This is a genomic window from Sulfurifustis variabilis, assembly GCF_002355415.1.
GTDB lineage: Bacteria > Pseudomonadota > Gammaproteobacteria > Acidiferrobacterales > Sulfurifustaceae > Sulfurifustis > Sulfurifustis variabilis.
This window is the reverse complement of the sequence record NZ_AP014936.1, coordinates 193,919-209,549: the sequence shown is the minus strand read 5'-3', so window position 1 is coordinate 209,549 and position 15,631 is coordinate 193,919. Positions and strand designations below refer to the sequence as shown.

The window sequence follows — 15,631 nt, the reverse complement described above, 5'->3', positions numbered from 1 at the left end:
TGCAATCCGGAACCACTGCCGATGCACGCATCCATACCCACGATTCGCCTGTTGTCTTGCGCCGTCGCCGCCCTGCTCGCCGGGCCGGCCAACGTGCTTCACGCCGCCGAGGAGGCCCCCGCGCTCGAAGAGCTGAGCGTCACCGCGACGCGCGAGGCGCGTCCGACGCGCGACGTCCCGCAGGCGATCTCGGTCATCTCGAGCGAGCGGATCGAGGACGCGAAGATGGTGAACGTCAAGGACGCGCTCCAGGGCACGCCGGGCGTGCTCGTCGACAGCAAGAACGGCGGCTACGACGCGCGCCTGATCGTGCGCGGCGCGGGCTTGAAGGCCCCCTACGGCATCCACGAGATCATGGTGCTGCGCGACGGCGTGCCGATGACCGATCCCGATTCGTTCACGCGCCTCGACTTCATCGACACGCAGGACATCGAGCGCATCGAGATCGCCAAGGGCCCGGGCAACCTGTACAGCACGGGCTCGGCCGGCGGGGCGATCCACATCATTTCGAGATCGGTGTTCGACGAGCGCCCCGACAGCGTGCGCGTGGGCGCCGGCAACTTCGGCGCCGAGAACCTGCACCTGCGCGCCAGCACGAAGCTCGCGGAGAGCCAGGCGCTCGCCCTCACATTCTCGCGCCGCATCCAGGACAACGACTGGCGCGTCTGGAACCGCTTCGACACCACCCAGCTCGGCGTGAAGCACGGCGCGGCCATCGGCGCCGATGCGACGCTCGAGACCGAGGTGAGCTACTCGGAGGCAGACCTCCAGCTCCCCGGCTCGATGAGCGCGGCGCAGTTCTCGACCTTCGAGCGCACCGGCGAGCAGACCGCGACGCAGGACCCGTGGAAGCACTCCGGGCGCTACTCGAAGATCTGGTTTTTCAACACGAAGTACGAGAAGGAAGCCGGCGCGATCACCTGGAAGCCCCGCTTCTATTACACGCAGTGGACCCACTACCACCCCGTGACGGGTCTCATCAACGAGACCGAGGACTGGGTGCAGACCTACGGCACCGATCTCGAAGGCCATTATCGCCACGCGCTCGGCGGGCGCCCCGCGACCCTCGTCGCCGGCATCACCGTGCGCGAGGACATCGCCGACGACTCGCGCAAGTACCAGTACCGCGACGTGCAGATCGCCGGCGGGCGCATCGTCGCGACCTTCTCCGACGAAAAGGGCGCGCTCGCGAGCGTGACGAGCAGCCGCAACACCCTGACCGGCGTGTTCGTGCAGGAATCCATCACCCTGAGCGACCGCTGGCTTATCGACGCGGGCATGCGGATCGACCGCTCGCGGTTTCGCATCGAGGAGAACGAGATCACGCAGTTCAACTACGCGAGCGGCACCTACACGGCGGGCGCCGGCGAAAGCACGATCCGCAGGGACTACACGCTGCCGGCGCCGAAGCTGGGCGTCAGTTACCGGCTGAGCGAGACGACGAGCCTGTTCGCGGTCGTCGCCGAGGCGCGCCAGGTGCCGTCCGAGTCTGAGATCACGAGCAACCCGGCGCTCGACGCCGCGCGCTCGCGCAACTACGAGATCGGCGTGAAGGCGCGCGCCGAGCGCTACGCCTACGATGTCTCGGCCTACCTCAACCCGGTGAAGGACGAGATCATCACCGTCCGCCAGCCGGACGGTCAGTCGGTGTATCTCAACGCCGGCGAGACCGACAAGCGGGGCCTCGAGGCGAGCGGGGCGCTGCGGCTGCCGCGCGGCTTCGAGCTCGGCGCCGCCTACGCCTACAGCCGCTACCGCTACGAGGAGTTCACCGAGCCCGTGCGCGTCGGCTTCGCGACCACGAACGTGGATCGCAGCGGGAACTACCTGCCCTACATCCCCAAGCACCAGTACAGCGTCTTCACCGCCTGGCGCCACGCGAGCGGCTTTCGCGCGCGCATCGAGGCGAACACCTGGGGCGAGTACTACGTGGACAACGCGAACAGCGAGACCTACGAGGGCTACGACTGGGTGACCAATCTGCTGCTCGGCTACGAGACGGGGGCCCACGTGGTCGCGCTCAACGTCGACAACGTGTTCGACGAGCACTACGCGATGGAGGTGAAGAAGGACACGAGCGGCAAGCTCTCGTACTACGCGGCGAGCCCGCGCAGCTACCTCCTCACGTACCGCTACAACTTCTGAGACGGCCATGCGAGCACTCCTCTTACTGCTGTCACTCGCCACACCGAGCGCGATCCTGGCGCAACAGGAACCGGGTCACGAGCATCATGACCATGCCTCGCATGGCGCGCCCCCGGCCGGCGTCGACGCGATCGCCTGGACGAAAGACCCCCTCCTCGTGCCCGCCCGAGGCGAGCGCGGCGACCGGCAGCTGCTGCGCCTCGTTCCGCGGAATTTCGAGCCGGCGGCGATTTCGGTCCTCGGGCCGGCCGAGGACAGCCGCCCCGAGCACGTCGCGGTGCGCGCCAACGGCGTCGAGTTCCGCGCCCCGCGCGGAAACGGCAACTATTACTGGGCGTCGGCCCGGACGGAGAGCGGGGACGAGGTGCTCACGGCGTCGACGGTGCACTACTTCAGCAACCCCGGGCCGGCGCCCAGGGCGCTGCTGGCGAGGCCCAAGGGCGAGCTCGAGCTCATCCCGCAGCGGCTGCCGCGCGAGCACGCGCAGTACCGCGAGGGCGAGGAGTGGCCGTTTGTCGTGCGCTTTCGCGGCCAGCCGCTCGCGGGCGCGGTCGTCGCTCTTCGGAGCGAGCACGGAACGATGGACGCGTTTCGCACCGACGAGGCGGGCGTCGCGCGGGTGCGATTTCCGCGCGACATGACGCGGACGGCGCCCGCGGCCGCCGGGCACGCGCACCACGGGCGCCCGCGCGCCGCGTTCGTGGTTTCGGTCGATCACCGCGTCGACGGGCGCCGTTACCTCACCGCCTTCAACTACACCTACGCCCCGCACGCCTACGACGGCAAGCATCTCGGCGCCGGCATCGGTTTTGCCCTGCTCGGCGGCCTGCTCGCCGCCCCGATCGTGCGCCACGCGCGCAAGAGGAGCTGAGGCATGATGACCACGCTCAAGCGACTCGTCCCGACCCTGTCGCGGCTGCGCCTCCTCGTGCAGCTCGCGATGCTCTGGTTCACGGTCTACGGCTCGGCGGTCGTCGGGCACTACATGGCCGACAAGGTCTCGAACGCGCTCCCGGCGCTCTCGTGCGCCTACGACCAGAGCAACGGCGCCTACTGCGTGCTGATCCCGCTGCAGCACCAGATGCACCACCGCATCGGCGAGTCGATCGTGCGCGCGCAGCAGATCACGTTCGAGATGGTCATGCCGCTGCTCTTCACGCTGCTCACCTTCCTCGCCTTCTTTCTGGTGCTCAACAAGGCGTTCTGCGGCTGGGTGTGCCCGCTCGGCACCGTGCAGGAGCTCATCGGCAAGCTCGGCCGGCGGCTGCGCCTCACGACGCGCCGGCTCGAGGGCAATGAGCTCAAGCGCGTGCGGCCGGCGAAGTGGATCGTCCTGCTCGCGCTCGTGCTCGTCTTCCCGCTGCTCGCCGGTCTCGGCGTCGCGCCGCACTCGCTCGGCAATCCGTACTGCGACGTCTGCCCCTCGCGCCTCGCGACCACGCTGCTCACCGCCGATCCCGAGCAGGTGGCGCTGCGCACCGGCGGGTGGGTCGAGATGGGACTGAGCGCGACGGCGAACCTGCTCTTCGGCTTCATCGTGATCGGAGCGCTCGCGATCCGACAGCCCTTCTGCCGCATCTGCCCGATGCTCGCGCTGCACGCGGTCTTCCGCCGGCTCGCGCCGTTGCGCCTCGTGAAGCGGCGGCACGACCGCTGCGAGCAGTGCGGGATCTGCACGAAGGCCTGCCCGATGGACATCCCCGAGATCGCGCGCGAGCACGGCCCCAAGGCGTTTCACGACGACTGCACGCTCTGCGGGCGGTGCGTGGAGTTCTGCCCGGACGACGACGTGCTCCAGCTCAGGTTCGGTCCGTTCGCGCTGTTCCGGTCTTCGCGCGCGTACTACAAGCGACGCATCAAGGTCGACGCGCCCGACGGCCGGCTGAAGGGCATCCCGATCGTCGCGGCGAAGGGAGAAAAAAAGAATGCCTGAGGCGCTGATCGGCAACCTGCCGACGCAGCTCGACTGGTTCGGGGTGTGGCTCCTCGGCCTGTCGATGGGGCTCACCGCGTGCACCATCACCTGCCTGCCGTTTCTCGGGAGCTGGGTGCTGGGACGCGGGCTTTCGGCGCGCGCGGCGTTCGTCGACACGACCGTCTTCCTGCTCGGGCGGGTGAGCGCCTACACGGTGCTCGGCGGAATCGCCGGCGCCCTCGGCGGCTGGCTCGCCGCGGCCCTCGAGGCGCACGCCGGCCAGATCGCGATCGGCGTGGCCGCGGCCCTCGCCGGCCTCTGGCTGCTACGCCCGACCACGGCACACGCGCCCTGCGGCCCCGCGAAACGCGGCGACCGCCTGCCCCCTTTCGCCCTCGGCTTCGCGTTGAGCCTTGCGCCGTGCGCGCCGCTCGCGGCCCTGCTCGCCGCCTGCGCGCTCTCGGGCGAGATGCTTGCCGGCGCGGCGTACGGCGCGTGGTTCGGCGTCGGCGCGGCGGTGACGCCGCTCGTCTTCGTCGTGCCGCTCGTGGGACTGAGCGGGCGCAAGCTCCTCGTCGGCCGCCCGCGGCTCGCGGCCTGGCTGCGGCGCGGCGCGGGCGCCCTGCTGATCGCGCTGGGATTGCGCCGGCTGCTGCTGCTCGTTTAGGCGCGACGAGGCCAGCCCGACGACACGGGACGTTTGTCTGGCTGAGCCCGGGCCCGGGCCACGCGGTCGGGAACGCGACCCGGCTCGAAGGCTTCGTCCGGCTACCGCTCTATCGGCGGGTCAACGGAGTGCAGCTCACCGCGGACCGGACCGCGGCCGTCGACGAGGGTTGGTGCTTCCGGGGGTGCATCCGTCGCTCCGTCACGACGCAGAAACCGTCGGCGAATTATGCACTTGCATGAGGTGGCACCCGGACATGTAAAAAGCCCCGACATGCCATCGGTCGCCGTTCCCTTGCCGCTCGGCGTGTTTTGCCGAATCATGCGTTACCCATCTTTGGGGGAGGGAGTCGAGAGGCAGTTCCGGAACGCAAGAGTCCGGACGGGAGACAAATCCGGGGCGCCGGCTCCGGTTTGTCTCCCGGACAACAAATCAGGGGGTCGTCAAAAGATGCGAAAGGGGTTCCGGTTACTGGTCACATCCGCCGTGCTCTGGGCGGCGCTGAGCGCCAGCGCGTGGGGCGCGCTCGTCAGCACGTCCTTCACGGGCACGATTACCGACATCGACCCCGCCTATGACGGTGCCCTGACGTACTCCTCGCTCGTTTACGGCTCGTTCGTGTACGACGACGCGCTCGCGTCCGGCAGCGGGGAGGTGTCGATCCTGCTCGGCGCGAATCCCTCGTTCGGGCTCACGGTTCATCTCGGTCCCTATGTCTTCGACGAGGGGGACGACAAGGACGCCGCGCTCGGTTACCCGAGCGTGAGCTTCTACAACGGAAACCTGCAGGGGCTCGACCTGATCGTCAAAGAGGTCGAGGACCCGCTTTGGAACTTCGTGATCGCCGACAAGAGCTTTCACATCACCCAGGAGACACCGTACCACCGGTTCGTCGCGGGCACGCTGAGCTACGGTGCTCCCGTACCGGTTGCCGTGCCCTTGCCCGCCGCCTCCGTTCTCTTCGCAACGGGCCTGCTCACGCTGCTCGGCGTCCGCCGGAGAGCCGCGCGCCGGGGCTGATTACCCGCCCGTTCGCAGGCCGCCCGCCTCGTCCTGCGTCGCTCCATGCGTCTCCGAAACCGGCCGCGGTCGTTGACCTGCCGATCCGGCAATCGGTATCCGGTTGCATATGGCAGCCGGCGGATGTCGTAGGGCGGATGCCCCTGAAAAGCCGACGGGTCCACGCGACGATATGTCGCACCCCGCAGCGTCAACGTCTGGTGCCCTTGAAACGCTGTTCCCTTCGAACTTCCACTAACGCAGGTCCGCGAGCGTCAACCTTGACGGGCGTCAAAGAACCGCGCGGTGGTTGTCGAATAATGGGATCGATTAATGGGATCAATACCAACGAAACTGGACAGGAGCGCACCATGAACAGATCAAGGCTATCGCTACTCGCATTGAGCGCCGTAACCATGCTCGCCGTCGGCGCCGTTCAGGCGCAGGACCAGGACCGCGACCGGGTGCAAACGCAGGATCGTACCCAGGAGCAGATCCGGGATCGCGACATCTACGGGTCGCAGCTCATGACGCAGCAGGAGAGGAACGCGTACCGCGCGAAGATGCGCGCGGCCAAGACGCAGGAGGAGCGTCAACAGATCCGTGCCGAACATCACGCGCAGATGCAGGCGCGCGCGAAGGAGCGCGGCGTCACGCTCCCCGATCAACCGCCGGCGCGCGGCGGCGGCATGGGCCCCGGCATGGGTGGCGGAATGGGTCCTGGAGGCGGAATGGGTCCCGGCGGTGGAGGCATGGGTCCGGGCGGAGGCGGTCGTCGCTAACGCCGTGGACGACGGACAGGCCCGCGCAAAGCGGGCCTGTTTCTTTCGTACGACCCCCTGTACGCCGTCGGCTCGTTCGGCGCGCGACGCATCTCGAAGCGGCGGTTGCCCCCCCTCGCTATAATCCCGGCATCGCAAACAGCCGGTCGATCGCCATGCGTCACCCTCGCCCCACGGTCCCGCGCCGCCTGACTCTGCTGCTTTTCTGCGTCGCCGCGCTGGTCGCCGCCCCGACCCTGGCCGAGGAGGAAGGCACGGTCAGGAAAACCGCCAAGCAGCTCGAACGGGGCGTGGGATCGCTGCTCGGTGCCATGGGCAAGGAGATCAAGAAAGCGGGCGACCACGTGCGCGACTCCGGCAAGAGCGAGAAGAAGGAGCAGGAACGGAAGGACGACGCCCCCGAGGACAAGAAGAACGACCGTTAGCGGCCTGAGGAACACCGGCCGGTGCGCCGCCGGATCGGGCGGCTACACTCCACTCATACCATCCGATCGGAAAGGGAGAGCTCCCATGCGGAAAGCGGTCGTCGTCCTGCTCGCTTGCCTGACCGTCCTGTCGGCCGGCCCGCTGGCCGCCGAAGACCTGACGCGCGCCAAACGGGCGGACACCCGGAAGCTGCTCGAGGCCACGGGTGCGCTCAAGGTCGGACAGGCGATGTCCGAAGCGGTCGTGAGGCAGATGTCGGAGGCCATCAAGCAGGCCCGGCCCGACATTCCGCCGCAGATGTTCGACGTTCTCGCCGAAGAGGTGAACCAGGCGATCGCGGAGGAGATGAACGCGAAGGACGGCCTCGTCGATCTGATGGTCGTGCTCTACCACAAGTACTTCACTCACCGCGAGATCAGGGAGCTGCTTGCGTTCTACGAATCCCCGGTCGGCCGGAAGGCCGGTTCGCTCGCGCCGGTCATGAGCAAGGAAGGCTTCGCGATCGGACAGCGCTGGGGCGAGAGCCTCGGTCCGAGGATCAACCGACGGGTGCAGGCCCGCTTCAAGCAGCAGGGTTACGAGATCTAGCGGGTCGTCGGCTGCGCGCGGTCTTTCGCTTCGACCCGGCCTTCGGCGGCCGGCCGTAGAGCTTGCGCAGTTCGTCCTTGGCCTGCTCGAGCGTGCGCCTGCGGGAGGCGCTGAGACCCCCGCCTGCCCTGTTGATGTAGAAGGTCAGCATGGACATCGCCGACCGGTAGGGCGGGGACTTGCGCCGGCGGCTGCGCTCCGCGGAGCGCTTGAGCGACGCGGCCACGGCCCGCGCACCCTTCTTGAAGATCCCCGGCTCGAGATCGAGAGCGTTGCTGCGCGCCATCACGTCGCGCGACCAGCGCCGCGGCGATCCTTTCCTGCCCTGCTTCGTCCTGCCGGCCATGCCATCCTCCGGCGATTCAGCGCACTACCCCGCGAGCTTTTTCTTCAGCAGCTCGTTCACGGCCGCGGGGTTGGCCTTGCCGCCGCTCGCGCGCATCACCTGGCCGACGAAGTAGCCGAAGAGCTTCTCCTGACCGGCGCGGTACTGCTCGAGCTGCTTCGGGTTCTTCGCCATCACCTCGTCGATGACTTGCTCGATCGCCGAGGTGTCGGTGATCTGCTTCAGGCCCTTCTTCTCGATGACCGCGTCGGCGTCGCCTTCGCCGTCCCACATCGCCGCGAGCACGTCCTTGGCGATCTTGCCGGAAATCGTGTCGTCGGCGATGCGCGCGACGAGCCCGGCGAGCATCTGCGCCGTGACCGGCGACTCGCCGATGTCCCTGTTGTCGCGGTTCAGGTAGCCCGAGAGCTCGGAGGCGATCCAGTTGGCGACGAGCTTCGGGTCGGCCTTCGAGGCCGCGAGCGCGTCCTCGTAGTACTGCGCCATCGCGCGCGTGCTCGTGAGCACGCCGGCGTCGTAGGGCGAAAGGCCGAACTCCTTCATGAATCGCGCGCGCTTGGCGTCGGGCAGCTCGGGGAGCGTCGCTGCGACGTCGGCCACGAACGGCTCGTCGATCACGAGCGGCGGCAGATCGGGATCGGGGAAGTAGCGGTAATCCATCGCCTCTTCCTTGCCGCGCATCGAACGCGTGACGTTCTTGTCGGAATCGTACAGGCGCGTCTCCTGCACCACCGTCTTGCCCGACTCGAGCAGGTCGATCTGCCGCTCGATCTCGTACTCGATGGCCTTCTCGACGAAACGGAAGGAGTTCACGTTCTTGATCTCGGCGCGCGTGCCGAACTTCTCCGACCCCTTCGGGCGCACCGACACGTTCGCGTCGCAGCGGAACGAGCCCTCCTGCATGTTGCCGTCGCAGATGCCGAGGTACACGACGAGCTGGTGCAGCTTCTTCATGTACGCGACGGCCTCCTTCGCCGAGCGCAGGTCGGGCTCGGAGACGATCTCGAGGAGCGGCGTGCCGGCGCGGTTGAGGTCGATCCCGGTCATCCCGTGGAAGTCCTCGTGCAGGGACTTGCCCGCGTCCTCTTCCAGATGCGCGCGCGTGATGCCGATCACCTTTTCCTGCCCGTCGATCTCGATCGTGACCTTGCCTTGCGCGACCACCGGGATCTCGTACTGGCTGATCTGGTAGCCCTTGGGAAGATCGGGATAGAAATAGTTCTTGCGCGCGAACACCGAGTGGTGGTTGATGTGCGCGCCGATGGCGAGGCCGAACTTCACCGCCATCCGCGCCGCTTCCCTGTTGAAGACGGGCAGCACGCCCGGCAGCGCGATGTCGACGGCGCACGCCTGCGTGTTCGGAACCGCGCCGTACGTGGCGGACGCGCCGGAGAACGCCTTGCTCTTGGTGAGCAGCTGCGTGTGAATCTCGAGACCGATGACCGGTTCCCAGTCCATTACTCGAACCCCCTGGGCGCGCGCGCGTGCCAGTCGGTCGCCTGCTGATAACGCTGCGCCACGTTGAGCAGCCGCGCCTCGTCAAAGTACTGCCCGATGAGCTGCATGCCGATGGGCAGGCCCTGGCTGTCGAAGCCCGCCGGTATCGAGATCCCCGGCAGGCCCGCGAGGTTCACCGAGATCGTGTAGATGTCGGAGAGATACATGGCGACCGGGTCGTCGGTCTTGGCGCCGATCCTGAACGCCGTCGTCGGGCTCGTCGGCCCGAGGATCACGTCGCACTGCTCGAACGCCTGGCGGAAGTCCTCGGCGATGAGTCGCCGGAGCTTCTGGGCCTTGAGGTAATAGGCATCGTAGTAGCCGGCGGAGAGCGCGTAGGTACCGATCATGATGCGCCGCTTCACCTCCGGCCCGAAGCCCTCGGCGCGCGTGCGCTCGTACATGTCGATCAGGTCGGTGTACTCCCGGGCCCGGTAGCCGTAGCGGACGCCGTCGTAGCGCGAGAGATTGCTCGACGCCTCCGCGGGCGCGAGCACGTAGTAGCACGGCACGGCGAGCCCGGAGTTGGGCAGGCTCACGTCGACGAGCTCCGCGCCGAGCCGCTTGTACTCGGCGACGGCGACCTCGATCGCCTTCGCCACCTCCGCGTTCAGTCCCTCGCCGAAGTACTCCTTGGGCAACCCGATGCGCACGCCCTTCAGGTCGCGGTCGAGGTGCGCGGTGTAGTCGGGCACCGGCCGGTCGAGCGACGTCGAGTCCCGCGGGTCGAAGCCGGCCATGACGTTGAGAAGCAGGGCCGCGTCCTCGACGGTGCGCGTCATCGGCCCGCCCTGGTCGAGCGACGAGGCGAAAGCGATCATCCCGTAGCGCGAGACGCGCCCGTAGGAGGGCTTGAGCCCGGTCAGGTTCGTGAGGGCCGCCGGCTGGCGGATCGAGCCGCCGGTGTCGGTGCCCGTCGCCGCCGGCGCGAGCGCCGCCGCCACGGCGGCGGCGGACCCGCCGGAGCTTCCGCCGGGCACGGTGTCGGTGTTCCACGGGTTCCGCACCGGGCCGTAGTGCGAGGTCTCGTTGGAGGACCCCATGGCGAACTCGTCCATGTTGGTCTTGCCGAGCAGCACGGCGCCCGCGGCGTCGAATTTCGCGATGACGGTCGCGTCGTAGGGCGCGGTGAAGTTCGACAGGATCTTCGAGCCGCAGGTGGTGAGCCAGCCGTCGGCGCAGAAGATGTCCTTTTGCGCGACCGGCACGCCCAAAAGCGGCGCGTTCTCACCGCGCGCGAGACGCTCGTCGGCCTTCCGCGCCCGGGTCAGCGAGCGTTCGGGATCGACCGTGATGAAGGCGTTGAGGTTCCTGTGCTTTTCGATGCGCTCGAGGAACGCCTGCGTCAGCTCGACGCTCGTGATCTCGCGGGCCCGCAGCAGCCGGGCGAGCTCCGTGACGGTTTTGCGGTGCATGGCGCTACTCGATGACCTTCGGCACCAGGTAGAGACCCGCCTCCACCGCCGGCGCGATCGCCTGGAACTTGTCGCGCTCGTCGGCTTCGGACACGGCGTCCTCCCGCAGCCGCAGCGCCGCTTCGGAGGGATGCGCCATGGGCGTGACGCCGGACGTATCGACCGCGTTCATCTGCTCGATCAGCCCGAGTATCCGAGAGAGCGATTCCGCATAGGTTTTCGCTTCCTCGTCGGTGATCCGCAGACGAGCGAGATGTGCTATTTTCCTGACCTGAGCTGTATCGAGAGACATGTGTTCCTTCGCCGCGCGCGCTCCACTCCGAAGCGCGGCAACTTATCATAACCCCTTGATTGGTTGAACCCGCCGAGTGCGGTTGATACAGTTAGGCGCCCGCGCCGGCAACCACTACTACTAGGTAGGCCTGCTCACCATGTTCAAAGGCATCCGCGGCTTCTTCTCCAGCGATCTCGCCATCGACCTGGGGACCGCCAACACGCTCATTTTCGTCCGCGACAAGGGCATCGTCCTCAACGAGCCCTCGGTCGTCGCCATCCGCCAGAGCAACGGCGCGCGCAATAACCGCTCGATCCTCGCCGTCGGCCACGAGGCCAAGAAGATGCTCGGGCGCACGCCGGGCTCGATCCAGGCCATCCGCCCGATGAAGGACGGCGTGATCGCCGACTTCACCGTGACCGGCGAGATGCTCAAGTTCTTCATCCGCAAGGTCCACGAGAACCGGCTGTTCCAGCCGAGTCCGCGCATCATTATATGTGTACCCTGCGGCTCCACCCAGGTGGAGCGGCGGGCGATCCGCGAGTCGGCCCTCGGCGCCGGCGCGCGCGAGGTCTACCTGATCGAGGAGCCGATGGCGGCCGCGATCGGCGCGGACCTTCCGATCATGGACCCGACCGGCTCGATGGTGCTCGACATCGGCGGCGGCACGAGCGAGGTGGGCGTGATCTCGCTGGGCGGCATCGTCTACGCCCACAGCCTGCGCATTGCCGGCGACAAGATGGATGAGGCGATCATCAACTACGTGCGCCGCAAGTACGGCCTGCTCATCGGCGACGCCACCGCGGAGCAGGTGAAGAAGAGCATCGGCACCGCCTGGGAGGGCAGCGAGGTGCGCGAGATGGAGATCAAGGGCCGCCACATCGCCGACGGCGTGCCGCGCAGCCAGGAGATCAACAGCACCGAGGTGTACCAGGCGCTGTCGGAATGCCTCACGGGCATCGTCTCGGCCATCAAGATCGCCCTCGAGCAGACGCCGCCCGAGCTCGGCGCCGACATCGCCGAGAAAGGCATGGTGGTCACGGGCGGCGGCGCGCTGCTGCGCGACATCGACCGCATGCTCGCGGAGAAGACCGGACTGCCGATCATCATCACCGAGGATCCCCTCACCTGCGTGGTGCGCGGCTGCGGCCGGGCGCTCATGGAGTCCGAAAAGCTGAGCGATGTCTTCGTGCACGAATAAGCCCGCGCACGCGTTGACCGCCTTCTTCTACTACACGTCTTTCTTTTCACCGCCTGCGGCGCCTGCCGCGCCGCCCCCCGGGGTCGCATGATCACCGTTTTCGGCAAGCCGCTCCGGGGGCCGTCCAGCCTGACGCGGCTGGTGCTGCTCCTGCTGCTCTCGCTCGCGCTGATGACGCTCGATCACCGCGGGCAGCACCTCGAGCAGATCCGGGCGGCGCTCAAGGTGGTCGTGTATCCGCTTCAGGTCGTGGCCAGCATCCCCGTCGTCGTGTACCAGCACAGCCGCGAGGCGTTCGCGACCGAGCGCACGCTGCGGGAGCAGAACGAGGCGCTGACCGCCGAGCACCAGGCGATCCTCGCGCGACTGCAGCAGTTCGAGGCGCTCGAGGCCGAGAACGCCCGCCTGCGCGACATGCTCGGCAGCGCGGCGCGCGTCGCCGACCGGGCGCTCGCCGCCGAGCTGCTGGAAGTCAGCCTCGAGCCCTTTTCCCGGCGCATCGTGGTGACCCGCGGCACGCGCGACGGCGTGTACGTGGGACAGCCGGTGATCGACGCGCACGGCATCATGGGCCAGATCACCGAAGTCGCGCCGCACCTCGCCACCGCCACCCTGATCACCGATCCCAGTCACGCGATTCCGGTGCTGGTCTCGCGCAGCGGCCTGCGCGCGGTGGTGTTCGGCACGGGGAACCAGGACACCGTGACCGTCCCCTACCTCACCGCCTCCGCCGACATCCGCGAGGGCGATCTGCTGGTGAGCAGCGGCATGGGCGGGACGTTTCCGGCCGGTTACCCGGTGGCCACCGTCACCGCGATAGAAACCGATCCGAACGAGGCGTTCCTCTCGATCAGCGCGCGTCCCGCGGCGCTCCTGAACCACGGGAAACAGGTCCTGCTGGTGTGGCCCGGCCAGGGCCAGACGAAACCGCTCGGGCCGACCTCGGCGAAGGCGGCCCCGTGAGCGCGACGCCCGAGGTCCGCGGCCGCTTCACGATCCTCGCGACGTTCCTCGTCGCGATCGTGCTCAACATCCTCCCCGGCCCGACGTGGGCCGAGCCATTCCTGCCGGACTGGGTCGCGCTCACGCTCGTCTACTGGTGCATGGCGGCGCCGCAGCGCGTCTCGGTCGGCACGGGCTGGCTGCTGGGTCTCACGCTGGACGTGCTCTACGGCTCGCTTCTCGGACAGCACGCGCTCGCGAAATCCGCAATCGCCTTCATCACCGTGCGGCTGCATCCGCAGCTGCGGATGTTTCCCCGCTGGCAGCAGGCGGTGAGCGTGCTCATGCTGCTCTTCTTCAATCAGCTCCTGGTCGCGTGGATCCGGGGGATGACCGGCCACGCGCCGGGAACCGCCGCCTACTGGACGCCGAGTATCGTGGGCGCGCTGCTCTGGCCGTGGCTCTTCGTGATCCTGCGCGACGTGCGCCGGCGCGCGCGCGTGAGCTGAAGGACGGCAGACAGCCGAAGGCCGCCGGCCACGCCCGCCATGCTCAACATCCCGCTGAAGGACTACCTGCGCGAGACCCGCCTGTTCAACACCCGCCTCGCGTTCGCCGGCGCGGTGATGCTGATCCTCACCCTGCTCCTCCTCGCGCGCACGGTGTATCTCCAGGTGATCAACCACCGCCATTACGCCACGCTCTCACAGGCGAACCGGGTCAAGCCGCTGCCGATCCCCCCGCCGCGCGGCCTGATCCTCGATCGTAACGGCGTGATCCTCGCGCAGAACTACCCGGTCTACACGCTGGAGATCATTCCGGAGCAGGTCGACGACATGGACGAGCTGCTCGCCGATCTGGGCGAGCTGGTGCGCGTGACCGAGGGCGATCTCAAGGCCTTCCGCAAGCAGCTGCGCGAGCGGCCGCGGTTCGAAAACCTGACGCTGCGCACGCACCTGAACGACGAGGAGGCCGGCCGCATCGCCGTGCGCCTGCCGTTCTTCAACGGCGTCGAGCTGCAGGCGCGCCTGCAGCGCCACTACCCGCTGGGCAGCGTCGCGGTGCACGCGCTCGGCTACGTGTCGCGCATCAGCGAGGCCGACCTCGAGCGCATCGACAGGTCCGCCTACCGCGGGATGCGCCACATCGGGAAGCTCGGCGTGGAGTCGACCTACGAGCAGAGCCTGCTCGGACGCGTGGGGCTCGAGAAGGTCGAGACCAATGCCCACGGCCGTGCGCTGCGCACGCTCGAGCGCGTGGCGCCCGCGGCCGGCCGGAACCTCCACCTGAACCTCGACGCCAGGCTCCAGGTGGTCGCCGAGCAGGCGCTCGCGGGAAAGCGGGGGGCGGTGGTCGCCATCGAGCCCTCGACCGGCGGCGTGCTCGCCTTCGCCAGCACGCCGACCTACGACCCGAACGCCTTCGTCAACGGCATCGACACGGCCTCCTACAAGGCGCTGCTCGAGAACCCGGACAAGCCGCTGATCAACCGGGCGCTGAACGGACAGTACGCGCCGGGATCGACGATCAAGGTCTTCTTCGGACTCATGGCCCTCGAAGCCGGACAGGCCTTCAACGCGCACGAGCCGGTCTTCTGTCCGGGCCACTTCAACCTCCCGGGCAGCTCGCACCTGTTCCGCGACTGGAAGAAGGCGGGGCACGGCGTGGTGACGCTGCGCGACGCGATCGCGCAGTCCTGCGACGTGTACTTCTACAAGCTCGCTACCGCCGTCGGCCCGGACCGGATGAAGAGCTTTCTCGCGCCGTTCGGCTTCGGCAAGGCGACGGGCATCGACCTGCCGTCCGAATCCTCGGGCCTCGTGCCGTCCCCGGAATGGAAGAAGTCGCGCGGTCAGCCCTGGTATCCCGGCGAGACCGTGATCACGGGCATCGGCCAGGGCTCGCTCCTCGCGACGCCGCTGCAGCTCGCCACGGCGACGGCGACGATCGCCACGCGCGGCGAGCGCATGCGACCGGTGCTGATGCGCGCCTACGAGGACGCGAAGACCAGGGAGCGGATCGACTTCATCCCGGAGGTCAGCAGCCGGGTGCTGCTGCGCGACAAGAGGCACTGGGACGAGCTGAAGAGCCACATGACCGCGGTCGCGCACACGAACCGCGGAACCGCCTACGGGATCGGACACAATGCGCCCTACCAGATCGCCGGCAAGACCGGCACGGCGCAGGTCAGGGGTATCGCGCAGGGCGCGCGCTACGACGAGCACGGAACGCCCGAGCGGCTGCGCGACCACGCGCTGTTCGTGTCCTTCGCCCCGGCCGATCACCCGCGCGTCGCCGTGGCGGTGATCGTGGAGAACGGGGGACACGGCAGCTCGGCGGCCGCGCCCATCGCGCGCAAGGTGATGGATCACGTGATCCTGGGCCATGCGATCAGCACGCCGGTCAAACCGGCCACGGAGGACGACGAATAGCC

The 15,631-nt window shown here is 68.2% G+C and carries 16 protein-coding genes; 12 read left to right on the top strand and 4 right to left on the bottom strand.

Annotated elements, in window-relative coordinates; genetic code table 11:
* The first annotated feature begins 21 nt into the window (after window positions 1-21).
* The 8 genes from SVA_RS00955 to SVA_RS00920 all read left to right on the top strand — a co-directional run bounded on the left by SVA_RS00955 (window position 22) and on the right by SVA_RS00920 (window position 7,522).
* On the top strand, window positions 22-2,145 hold the full coding sequence (locus tag SVA_RS00955; RefSeq protein ID WP_096457495.1) for a TonB-dependent receptor: 2,124 nt from the start codon (window positions 22-24) through the stop codon (window positions 2,143-2,145).
* Window positions 2,146-2,152: 7 nt separating this feature from the next.
* Window positions 2,153-3,016, top strand: a complete 864-nt coding sequence (locus SVA_RS00950) for a hypothetical protein (RefSeq protein WP_096457492.1) — start codon at window positions 2,153-2,155, stop codon at window positions 3,014-3,016.
* Between the two features lie 3 nt (window positions 3,017-3,019).
* On the top strand, window positions 3,020-4,078 hold the full coding sequence (locus tag SVA_RS00945) for a 4Fe-4S binding protein (RefSeq protein WP_197703306.1): 1,059 nt from the start codon (window positions 3,020-3,022) through the stop codon (window positions 4,076-4,078).
* On the top strand, window positions 4,071-4,727 hold the full coding sequence (locus SVA_RS00940) for an urease accessory protein UreH domain-containing protein (RefSeq protein WP_096457489.1): 657 nt from the start codon (window positions 4,071-4,073) through the stop codon (window positions 4,725-4,727). Before SVA_RS00945 ends, SVA_RS00940 begins: the two co-directional genes overlap by 8 nt.
* 450 nt (window positions 4,728-5,177) lie before the next feature.
* Window positions 5,178-5,747: a hypothetical protein gene (locus SVA_RS00935; protein ID WP_148665339.1), complete on the top strand. Its 570-nt coding sequence runs from the start codon at window positions 5,178-5,180 to the stop codon at window positions 5,745-5,747.
* 350 nt (window positions 5,748-6,097) lie between these two features.
* Entirely contained in the window at window positions 6,098-6,508 is a 411-nt protein-coding gene (locus SVA_RS19625) for a hypothetical protein (RefSeq protein WP_096457483.1), read from the top strand.
* Between the two features lie 155 nt (window positions 6,509-6,663).
* Window positions 6,664-6,933: a hypothetical protein gene (locus tag SVA_RS00925; RefSeq protein WP_096457480.1), complete on the top strand. Its 270-nt coding sequence runs from the start codon at window positions 6,664-6,666 to the stop codon at window positions 6,931-6,933.
* Between the two features lie 85 nt (window positions 6,934-7,018).
* Entirely contained in the window at window positions 7,019-7,522 is a 504-nt protein-coding gene (locus SVA_RS00920) for a DUF2059 domain-containing protein (RefSeq protein WP_096457477.1), read from the top strand.
* Here SVA_RS00920 and SVA_RS00915 read toward each other — a convergent pair.
* The 4 genes from SVA_RS00915 to gatC are packed head-to-tail and all read right to left on the bottom strand — an operon-like array spanning window position 7,497 to window position 11,072.
* A complete protein-coding gene (locus SVA_RS00915) occupies window positions 7,497-7,868 on the bottom strand; it encodes a DUF3175 domain-containing protein (protein ID WP_096457474.1) in 372 nt (123 codons plus the stop codon). The two genes, SVA_RS00920 and SVA_RS00915, sit on opposite strands and share 26 nt — an antisense overlap.
* 24 nt (window positions 7,869-7,892) lie before the next feature.
* Window positions 7,893-9,326 (bottom strand): Asp-tRNA(Asn)/Glu-tRNA(Gln) amidotransferase subunit GatB, encoded by a 1,434-nt coding sequence (gene gatB / locus SVA_RS00910; RefSeq protein ID WP_096457469.1) that lies wholly within the window; start codon window positions 9,324-9,326, stop codon window positions 7,893-7,895.
* Window positions 9,326-10,780 (bottom strand): Asp-tRNA(Asn)/Glu-tRNA(Gln) amidotransferase subunit GatA, encoded by a 1,455-nt coding sequence (gene gatA / locus SVA_RS00905; protein WP_096457466.1) that lies wholly within the window; start codon window positions 10,778-10,780, stop codon window positions 9,326-9,328. Before gatA ends, gatB begins: the two co-directional genes overlap by 1 nt.
* A gap of 4 nt (window positions 10,781-10,784) precedes the next feature.
* A complete protein-coding gene (gatC, locus tag SVA_RS00900; RefSeq protein WP_096457463.1) occupies window positions 10,785-11,072 on the bottom strand; it encodes an Asp-tRNA(Asn)/Glu-tRNA(Gln) amidotransferase subunit GatC in 288 nt (95 codons plus the stop codon).
* 139 nt (window positions 11,073-11,211) lie between these two features.
* Here gatC and SVA_RS00895 point away from each other — a divergent pair, with 139 nt between their 5' ends.
* The 4 genes from SVA_RS00895 (at window position 11,212) to mrdA (ending at window position 15,629) form a co-directional block, all read left to right on the top strand.
* Window positions 11,212-12,255 carry a rod shape-determining protein gene (locus SVA_RS00895; RefSeq protein WP_096457460.1) on the top strand — a complete coding sequence of 348 codons (1,044 nt, stop codon included), beginning with the start codon at window positions 11,212-11,214 and terminating at the stop codon, window positions 12,253-12,255.
* Window positions 12,256-12,342: 87 nt separating this feature from the next.
* Window positions 12,343-13,218, top strand: a complete 876-nt coding sequence (mreC, locus tag SVA_RS00890) for a rod shape-determining protein MreC (RefSeq protein ID WP_096457457.1) — start codon at window positions 12,343-12,345, stop codon at window positions 13,216-13,218.
* Window positions 13,215-13,706, top strand: coding sequence for a rod shape-determining protein MreD (mreD, locus tag SVA_RS00885; RefSeq protein ID WP_179948803.1), 492 nt, complete (start codon window positions 13,215-13,217; stop codon window positions 13,704-13,706). The genes mreC and mreD overlap by 4 nt, the downstream gene beginning before the upstream one ends.
* 39 nt (window positions 13,707-13,745) lie before the next feature.
* Complete coding sequence (mrdA, locus tag SVA_RS00880; RefSeq protein ID WP_096457454.1) at window positions 13,746-15,629, top strand: penicillin-binding protein 2; 1,884 nt, start codon at window positions 13,746-13,748, stop codon at window positions 15,627-15,629.
* The last annotated feature ends 2 nt before the right edge of the window (window positions 15,630-15,631 follow it).

What these genes read in the sequence shown, in the direction of transcription:
- SVA_RS00955 (WP_096457495.1), top strand. Translation starts at nt 22, where the DNA reads ATGCACGCATCCATACCCACGATTCGCCTGTTGTCTTGCGCCGTCGCC.
- SVA_RS00950 (WP_096457492.1), top strand. Translation starts at nt 2,153, where the DNA reads ATGCGAGCACTCCTCTTACTGCTGTCACTCGCCACACCGAGCGCGATC.
- SVA_RS00945 (WP_197703306.1), top strand. Translation starts at nt 3,020, where the DNA reads ATGATGACCACGCTCAAGCGACTCGTCCCGACCCTGTCGCGGCTGCGC.
- SVA_RS00940 (WP_096457489.1), top strand. Translation starts at nt 4,071, where the DNA reads ATGCCTGAGGCGCTGATCGGCAACCTGCCGACGCAGCTCGACTGGTTC.
- SVA_RS00935 (WP_148665339.1), top strand. Translation starts at nt 5,178, where the DNA reads ATGCGAAAGGGGTTCCGGTTACTGGTCACATCCGCCGTGCTCTGGGCG.
- SVA_RS19625 (WP_096457483.1), top strand. Translation starts at nt 6,098, where the DNA reads ATGAACAGATCAAGGCTATCGCTACTCGCATTGAGCGCCGTAACCATG.
- SVA_RS00925 (WP_096457480.1), top strand. Translation starts at nt 6,664, where the DNA reads ATGCGTCACCCTCGCCCCACGGTCCCGCGCCGCCTGACTCTGCTGCTT.
- SVA_RS00920 (WP_096457477.1), top strand. Translation starts at nt 7,019, where the DNA reads ATGCGGAAAGCGGTCGTCGTCCTGCTCGCTTGCCTGACCGTCCTGTCG.
- SVA_RS00915 (WP_096457474.1), bottom strand. Translation starts at nt 7,868, where the DNA reads ATGGCCGGCAGGACGAAGCAGGGCAGGAAAGGATCGCCGCGGCGCTGG.
- gatB (WP_096457469.1), bottom strand. Translation starts at nt 9,326, where the DNA reads ATGGACTGGGAACCGGTCATCGGTCTCGAGATTCACACGCAGCTGCTC.
- gatA (WP_096457466.1), bottom strand. Translation starts at nt 10,780, where the DNA reads ATGCACCGCAAAACCGTCACGGAGCTCGCCCGGCTGCTGCGGGCCCGC.
- gatC (WP_096457463.1), bottom strand. Translation starts at nt 11,072, where the DNA reads ATGTCTCTCGATACAGCTCAGGTCAGGAAAATAGCACATCTCGCTCGT.
- SVA_RS00895 (WP_096457460.1), top strand. Translation starts at nt 11,212, where the DNA reads ATGTTCAAAGGCATCCGCGGCTTCTTCTCCAGCGATCTCGCCATCGAC.
- mreC (WP_096457457.1), top strand. Translation starts at nt 12,343, where the DNA reads ATGATCACCGTTTTCGGCAAGCCGCTCCGGGGGCCGTCCAGCCTGACG.
- mrdA (WP_096457454.1), top strand. Translation starts at nt 13,746, where the DNA reads ATGCTCAACATCCCGCTGAAGGACTACCTGCGCGAGACCCGCCTGTTC.